This window comes from Paraburkholderia sp. (assembly GCF_035656215.1).
GTDB lineage: Bacteria > Pseudomonadota > Gammaproteobacteria > Burkholderiales > Burkholderiaceae > Paraburkholderia.
In genome coordinates, this window is sequence record NZ_DASRSY010000304.1 from 1 (window position 1) to 6,145 (window position 6,145).

Genomic DNA, 6,145 nt, shown 5'->3' on the forward strand with positions numbered 1-6,145 from the left:
CGGTTTCCTCGCTCGCAAGGGCGATGGCGAACCCGGCGCGGAGACAATCTGGAAGGGGCTCACAAAAGTTCATATCGCCGCGGAAACCATACGCTTATTGCGCGATGACGGTGATGCCGACATTTCTGTATAACGACATGCCTTAAGGTCTCGCCCGCGCTGCCGATATACAAAGCTGCGTGTGCGGCGCAAACGTTACAAGGACGGGAATGGTTCGGTTACCCAGATTGAGGGAAGCGCTGTCGGTCGCGGAAGGCGATCCTGAACTCGTGCGCTCGCAGCTCCAGGCATTCGACCGACAGGTACCGCTGCTCTATTTCATTCTGCTGGTGAACACGCTAGCGGTCACCGTCACGCATCTGGGATCGGCGCCGGCGTGGTTGTCCATCTACTTCCCGGGGGCGCTCTGCACGCTGTGTATCGTCCGTTGCGTGCGCTGGTGGCGCGTCCGTCACCGGGTGCTGACGCACGACAAGGCCGTGCCCGAACTGCGCAAGCTGATCCGGCTCGCAGGCATCTTCGGCGTCGCCTTCAGCACCTGGTCACTATTATTGTTTCCCTACGGCACCCCCTATGAGCAGGCACAAGTCGCGTTTTACATGGCGACAACGCTGGTTGGCTGTGCGTTCTGTCTCATGCATCTCCGGGCAGCCGCCCTGCTCCTGCTCTCGATCGTCATCCTAAGCTTTTCGACGTTTCTGATTTCCACGCGCTCTCCCGTCTTCATCGCGATGGCCATCGACATGACGCTGGTCGGCGTCGCACTCGCCTTCATCATCGAACTGTATTACCGGACTTTCGCCGATGTAGTGCACGCGCAGCGCGAATTGCAGGTGAGCCAGCAGAGAACACAAAGACTCAGCGACGACAACTTCCGGCTCGCGAGTATCGACAGTCTGACCGACTTGCCCAACCGGCGCAGCTTCTTCGCCTCACTGCGCGCGCTATCGGAACAGGCGCTCAGCACCGGTGGCGGCTTCAATGTCGGGCTGATCGATCTCGACGGCTTCAAACAGGTCAACGATATCTACGGACATGCAAGCGGCGATCTCGTGCTACAGGAAGTCGGCGTGCGACTGCTGGCACTCGCCGAGCCTGGCATTTTCTTCGCGCGCCTGGGCGGCGACGAATTCGGCGTGCTGGCCCAGCACAAACTGGCAAACGAGACGCTTGTCGAATTGGGCGAGCGCATCTGCGAAACGCTCACCGAGCCCTACCGGGTAGCCGGTAATGTCGCCGAACTGACGGGAACGATCGGTTGGGCAGCGTTTCCCGAAGCGGGCACAACAGTCCAGCAGGTTTTCGAACGCGCCGACGCCGCCTTGTACGTCGGCAAGGAAAGCCGCCGCGGCACGCCGGTGATTTTCTCGACGGAACATGAAACGCGAATCCGGCGCTCGAGCCTCGTCGCCCAGGAACTCCGCCATGCGGACCTGGAGTCGGAACTGTTCCTCGAGTTTCAGCCGATTTACGACGTGCTCACGCAACGCACCATTGGCATGGAGGCGCTCGGGCGATGGCACAACGAGCGGTTAGGCGCAGTCGGCCCGGAGGAATTCATTCGGATTGCAGAGCGTACCGAACTGATTCTGCGTGTCACGGAAGTGCTGCTGCGCAAAGCGCTCGGAGAAGTATCGCGCTGGCCGTCCGATCTCTACCTGTCGTTCAATCTCTCCGCGATCGATATTTCGACTTCACCGCGCGCTCGCCGCCTGATCGATATCGTGTTGGACAGCGACGTGCCCGCGCATCGCGTGAACTTCGAGATCACGGAAACCGCCGTGACGCGCGATTTCGAGCAGGCCCACTGCTCGCTTACGATGATCAAGCAAGCCGGCTGCCACGTCTCGCTCGACGATTTCGGCACCGGCTATTCGAGCCTCAGCTACGTGCATCGCCTCCCTTTCGATACGATCAAGATCGACCGCAGCTTCATGACCGACGTGGATTCGAACAGCGCGTCGAAGAAGATCGTCAAGTCGGTGCTCGATCTGTGCAGAAACCTTGGCCTCGAATGCATCGTGGAAGGACTCGAAACGTCATCTCAGGCCGACGTCGTCAAGGCGCTGGGCGCTCGCGCGATGCAGGGCTATCTGTTCGGCAGACCGATGCGCGCGAGCGCCGTCTCGACCTATTTGCAGACGACGCTCGGGGAAGGTCACGTCGTAGAGACGTAGGCGCTCTGCTCCCGTGCCTCGCGCGAATCAGCACGAAACGCGCAAGGCATGCGTGCAAAACACAGGTCCATGACTAGCGCGGCACAGCGCCGTAATCCAGCTTCGGATACCAGTCGGTGCCGCGGCCACCAGGCGTCATGTCGAGCACCGTCCAGATCGGCATCACATCGGGGGCGCCGCGTGGATCCTGGCCCGGGTCCGCCGTCGATGGGCCCATTTCGTCGGCCCAGAAGTGCCGCACCGTGTTGCCTGAACGCGTGAACACGTTGAAGGCAGGATGATCGTCGCCGTCCGGATCTTCCGCGGCGTAGTCGCGGTTAAAGGTATTGCCGCCCGACGAATACAGCCGCAGATGCCGCCAGCCGCGCTCTTTCCTGAACGCCACCAGCTTGTCGATCGGCGAGCGGCCGATCACGGCGAATGCCACGCGTTGCAAAATGTCGGACATTTCACCGTCGTAAGCGCTCAGGAGCGAGGTGCACATCGGACAGGGTCGCGCGCGCTGCGGACCGAACATCCAGTTGTAGGTGACGAGGGTGTCATGCGCGCCGAACATCTCTGACAGCGTCACCGTGCCCGCCTCGCCTTCGAAGCGATAGTCCTGCAGCACAGCACCGCCAGGCGGTAGCGCACGACGCTGCACGGCCACGCGTTCGATATGCCGGCGCAACTCGATTTCCTCGGCCAGCAGGTCGTTGCGCGCGCTGCGATATTCCAAACTCTCGCCCGGAAACCGGCGAGGCGAGTCGGCCAGCAACCGGGCTGGTTTCAGCGTTTGTGCGGATGGGCCTACGTCAGTCATCAGCCACCTCCTCTTGCGGTAAAAAGGATAAAGGGCACGATAGCGGCGCGACGCAGTGCGTCGCAACCGCGAACGCGTTTTTTGCCCCTATCTAGTCACGACGAACGGCACGCCGCCAAATCGACAACGCCGCTGAATTTTTTTGCCGGCCGTCCTGCGAGGGCTTTCGAGCGATTCCGTTCGACATACAGACGAGGCGTGAACAACCCGTAACCACACGCGGACAACCCACAGACAACGATCGAAACCGCATTGCAAGGTATCCTTTCGCGAAACAGCATGCGCGCGCCGGCGCGCTATTGCACCGTCACGGCGCCCGCCGCGCCGCCCTTGGGGATGCACCATGCCGCTTCGTCTGCCACCTCTGCCAGCGCTTCGCTTCTTCGAGGCGGCCGGCAGGCATCAGAGTTTCAAGCTCGCCGCCGCCGAACTGAACGTCACGCCGAGCGCGGTTAGTCACGGCATTGTCGGCCTGGAGCAATCGCTCGGCGTCGAACTGTTCGTGCGCGAGCCACGCGGAATTTCGCTCACGGCGACGGGCGTCGATTATCTGTCGTACGTATCCGAAGCGTTTTCCCTGATCGCGATCGGCACGCAGCGTCTGCCGAACCATCGCGCGAATCGCCCGATCGCGTTGAGTTGCGCGCCCACATTAGCCTCGCGCTGGCTGCTGCCGCGCCTCGCTGCCTTTCGCACGCGCTGGCCGCATGCGAACGGCACAGTCGATACCTCGCACCGTCAGGTCGGTTTTCCAGGCGACGGTTCTTCCCGTTGAGTCAAACGACGCTCGTAATACTCGCCGGCGCGCTGATTCTGAGCGCCGCAATGGGCATCCGGCAAACCTTCCGCCTCTTCATCGGGCCGTTCTCGTTCGACCGCGGCCTGCCCGTCACGCTAATCGCTTTCGCCATCGCGCTGCACAACCTGGTGTGGGGCTTTATCTGATTCGAAGCGTGACGATCGGCACTTTCTTCCTGCTGCCGAACCTCCGCTTCGGTCGTCATCTTGCAAGTGCGTGGGCATCCATCAGCGCACGCGCCGCGAGTCCTCGGCAACGGCTCCGATGCTATTTTCGCGGCGCGTCCGCCGCCGCTTTCGGCACACGCCCCATCAGATAGAACTCGTCGTTCGGACGCATTGAAATGACGTTGGCCATCCGGTTCGACAAACCGAAAAATGCCGTGATGGCCGCGATATCCCACACGTCTTCATCGGAAAAGCCGTGCTCACGGAGCGTCTGAAAATCGGCATCGTCGACGGTGCCGGATTCGCGGCAGACCTTCAACGCGAAGTCGAGCATCGCCTCCTGTCGCGCCGTGATATCCGCCTTGCGATGATTGACGGCCACCTGATCCGCAAGCAACGGCGCCTTTTCGTAAATGCGCAGAATCGCGCCGTGTGCGACCACGCAATACAGGCACTGATTCACTGCACTCGTGGCGACGACGATCATCTCGCACTCGCCTTTGGTTAAGCCACCCTCTTTCAGCATCAATGCATCGTGGTACGCAAAAAACGCGCGGAATTCGTCTGGCCGGTGCGCCAGCGTCAGGAATACGTTCGGAACAAAACCGGCTTTCTCCTGTACCTCCAGAATGCGGGCGCTGATGTCGTCGGGCCAGTCGCCCGGCTCGGGCACGGGGTAGCGGCTGATCGGTTGAAGGTTTGCCATGCTGTGTCTCCGTTGTATCTGTATGTGCACGACAATTGTAGCAACCGTGCCGTTGAACGCAGTGCGCGCTCTGTAAAGACAATGAAAGACAACAAAAGGCGCCCTTTTGCAACCTGTGCTTAAATCTCCAATTCGTGCTGCTGCGCTCGTACCGGTCGGCTGAACGAGCCGTGCGGTCGCCCGCTGTCCGGCAGGTACCGAACATGCACGACCTGCTCGTAACTCACGCCGAATGGGCGCGGACTGTTTCAAATACTTTCACTGCATCAAGAGGAGCGTGGTTGTGTGGCATTTTCCGGTTGCTATTCCACCCTCGCTGGGCGTGTGGGCCGTGTTCATGAGTGTGCTCGTCACGCAACTCGGCCTGCCGATTCCAGCGGCGCCGATGCTGATCCTCGGCGGAACGATGGCGGCATTGGGACAGACCTCGTACGCCAGCGTCACCGGCGCCGCCGTCAGCGCGACGCTGATTGCGGACTCGCTCTGGTTCTTCACCGGGCGGACGTACGGCCGGCGGTTGCTGAATCACCTGGTGCGTTTCTCGCTCTCTCTCGACACCACCGTGCGCGTCGCACGCAATACCTATGAACGATACGGCGCGCCGATCCTCACCGTCGCGAAGTTCCTGCCCGGCCTCGGTCTGATCTCGGCGCCGCTGCTCGGCACCACGCCGATCAACGTCGGCACGTTTCTGCTATGGGATTTTGTCGGCGCGGTGCTGTGGGCCGGCGTATGGGTGATCGGCGGCGCAGCGCTGCACGATCAGATCGTGCAGCTCGTTCTGCTCGTGCGCCACAACGGCGGCACGATTTTCGACGCGTTCGCGGCGATCTTCGTTGCCGTGCTCCTCTATCGCTACGTGCGCCGCTGGCAGTTTCGCCGCTGGCTCGCGCATGTGCGCATTTCACCGGATCAGCTCGATGAACTGATGAAGTCCAATGAACCGCCGCTGATCCTCGATGCGCGGCCACACAGCATCCGCGCGAAAGAATCGCACCGGATTGCGGGCGCGCAGTTGCTGGATCTCGATTCGCCCGAGCCACTCCATCCCGAGTTGCTGAAGCGGCCGATTGTGGTCTACTGCGTCTGTCCTAACGAAGCGACGGCCAAGCGGATCGTCACCCAGTTGCATCGGAAGAATATCCATCACGTCAAAGCGCTCAAGGGTGGCCTCGACGCGTGGGAAAAACGCGGTTATCCGGTCGAGCCGCTGCCGCCCGACTTCAGTACGGCGATGGCGCATATGTCCGAAGAAGAAGGCAACGAGGGCGAATACACCGTACGGGCACGCTTGGCGAAGTGACGTCGCATGCCACCGCCTGACGCGGAGGATGAAGCTTGCAGCCCGTGTTTCCTTAGAGCGTGTTAGGAACTTTGGAGTACTGGTACTGCATGAACAAGCATGAGCATGGTGAAGACCACGAAATGAAGCCCGGCAAGTGTTTCGGGTAGCCTTTCGTAATCACGCGCGAGGCGGCGGAATCGATTAAGCCA

General features: G+C 61.2%; 5 protein-coding genes and 3 pseudogenes. 5 read left to right on the top strand and 3 right to left on the bottom strand.

The genetic code is table 11. From position 1 onward, the window contains the following. Positions 1–133: IS4 family transposase (locus VFE81_RS17310; RefSeq protein WP_325045775.1), on the top strand; the 133-nt coding region annotated here is incomplete at its 5' end. Positions 134–209: 76 nt separating this feature from the next. Then, positions 210–2,177: a putative bifunctional diguanylate cyclase/phosphodiesterase gene (locus VFE81_RS17315; protein WP_325045771.1), complete on the top strand. Its 1,968-nt coding sequence runs from the start codon at positions 210–212 to the stop codon at positions 2,175–2,177. A gap of 73 nt (positions 2,178–2,250) precedes the next feature. Here VFE81_RS17315 and VFE81_RS17320 read toward each other — a convergent pair whose 3' ends face one another. Beyond that, positions 2,251–2,979, bottom strand: a complete 729-nt coding sequence (locus tag VFE81_RS17320) for a DUF899 family protein (protein WP_325045772.1) — start codon at positions 2,977–2,979, stop codon at positions 2,251–2,253. Between the two features lie 343 nt (positions 2,980–3,322). Here VFE81_RS17320 and VFE81_RS17325 point away from each other — a divergent pair. Then, positions 3,323–3,742 (top strand): annotated as a pseudogene (locus tag VFE81_RS17325) (LysR family transcriptional regulator); the annotation flags it as partial. After that, positions 3,679–3,918, top strand: a pseudogene (locus tag VFE81_RS17330) (hypothetical protein); the annotation flags it as partial. The pseudogenes VFE81_RS17325 and VFE81_RS17330, both read left to right, overlap by 64 nt. A 127-nt stretch (positions 3,919–4,045) precedes the next feature. Here VFE81_RS17330 and VFE81_RS17335 read toward each other — a convergent pair. Beyond that, positions 4,046–4,651 (bottom strand): peroxidase-related enzyme, encoded by a 606-nt coding sequence (locus VFE81_RS17335; protein ID WP_325045773.1) that lies wholly within the window; start codon positions 4,649–4,651, stop codon positions 4,046–4,048. Between the two features lie 283 nt (positions 4,652–4,934). Between VFE81_RS17335 and VFE81_RS17340 the strand changes: the two genes are divergently transcribed. Next, the gene (locus VFE81_RS17340) at positions 4,935–5,954 is read left to right on the top strand and encodes a VTT domain-containing protein (protein ID WP_325045774.1); all 1,020 of its coding nucleotides are present in this window, start codon (positions 4,935–4,937) and stop codon (positions 5,952–5,954) included. A 62-nt stretch (positions 5,955–6,016) separates the two neighbouring features. On the opposite strand, the pseudogene VFE81_RS17345 reads toward VFE81_RS17340, so the two are convergent. Further along, positions 6,017–6,145 (bottom strand): annotated as a pseudogene (locus VFE81_RS17345) (IS5/IS1182 family transposase); the annotation flags it as partial.

What these genes read in the sequence shown, in the direction of transcription:
- VFE81_RS17315 (WP_325045771.1), top strand. Translation starts at nt 210, where the DNA reads ATGGTTCGGTTACCCAGATTGAGGGAAGCGCTGTCGGTCGCGGAAGGC.
- VFE81_RS17320 (WP_325045772.1), bottom strand. Translation starts at nt 2,979, where the DNA reads ATGACTGACGTAGGCCCATCCGCACAAACGCTGAAACCAGCCCGGTTG.
- VFE81_RS17335 (WP_325045773.1), bottom strand. Translation starts at nt 4,651, where the DNA reads ATGGCAAACCTTCAACCGATCAGCCGCTACCCCGTGCCCGAGCCGGGC.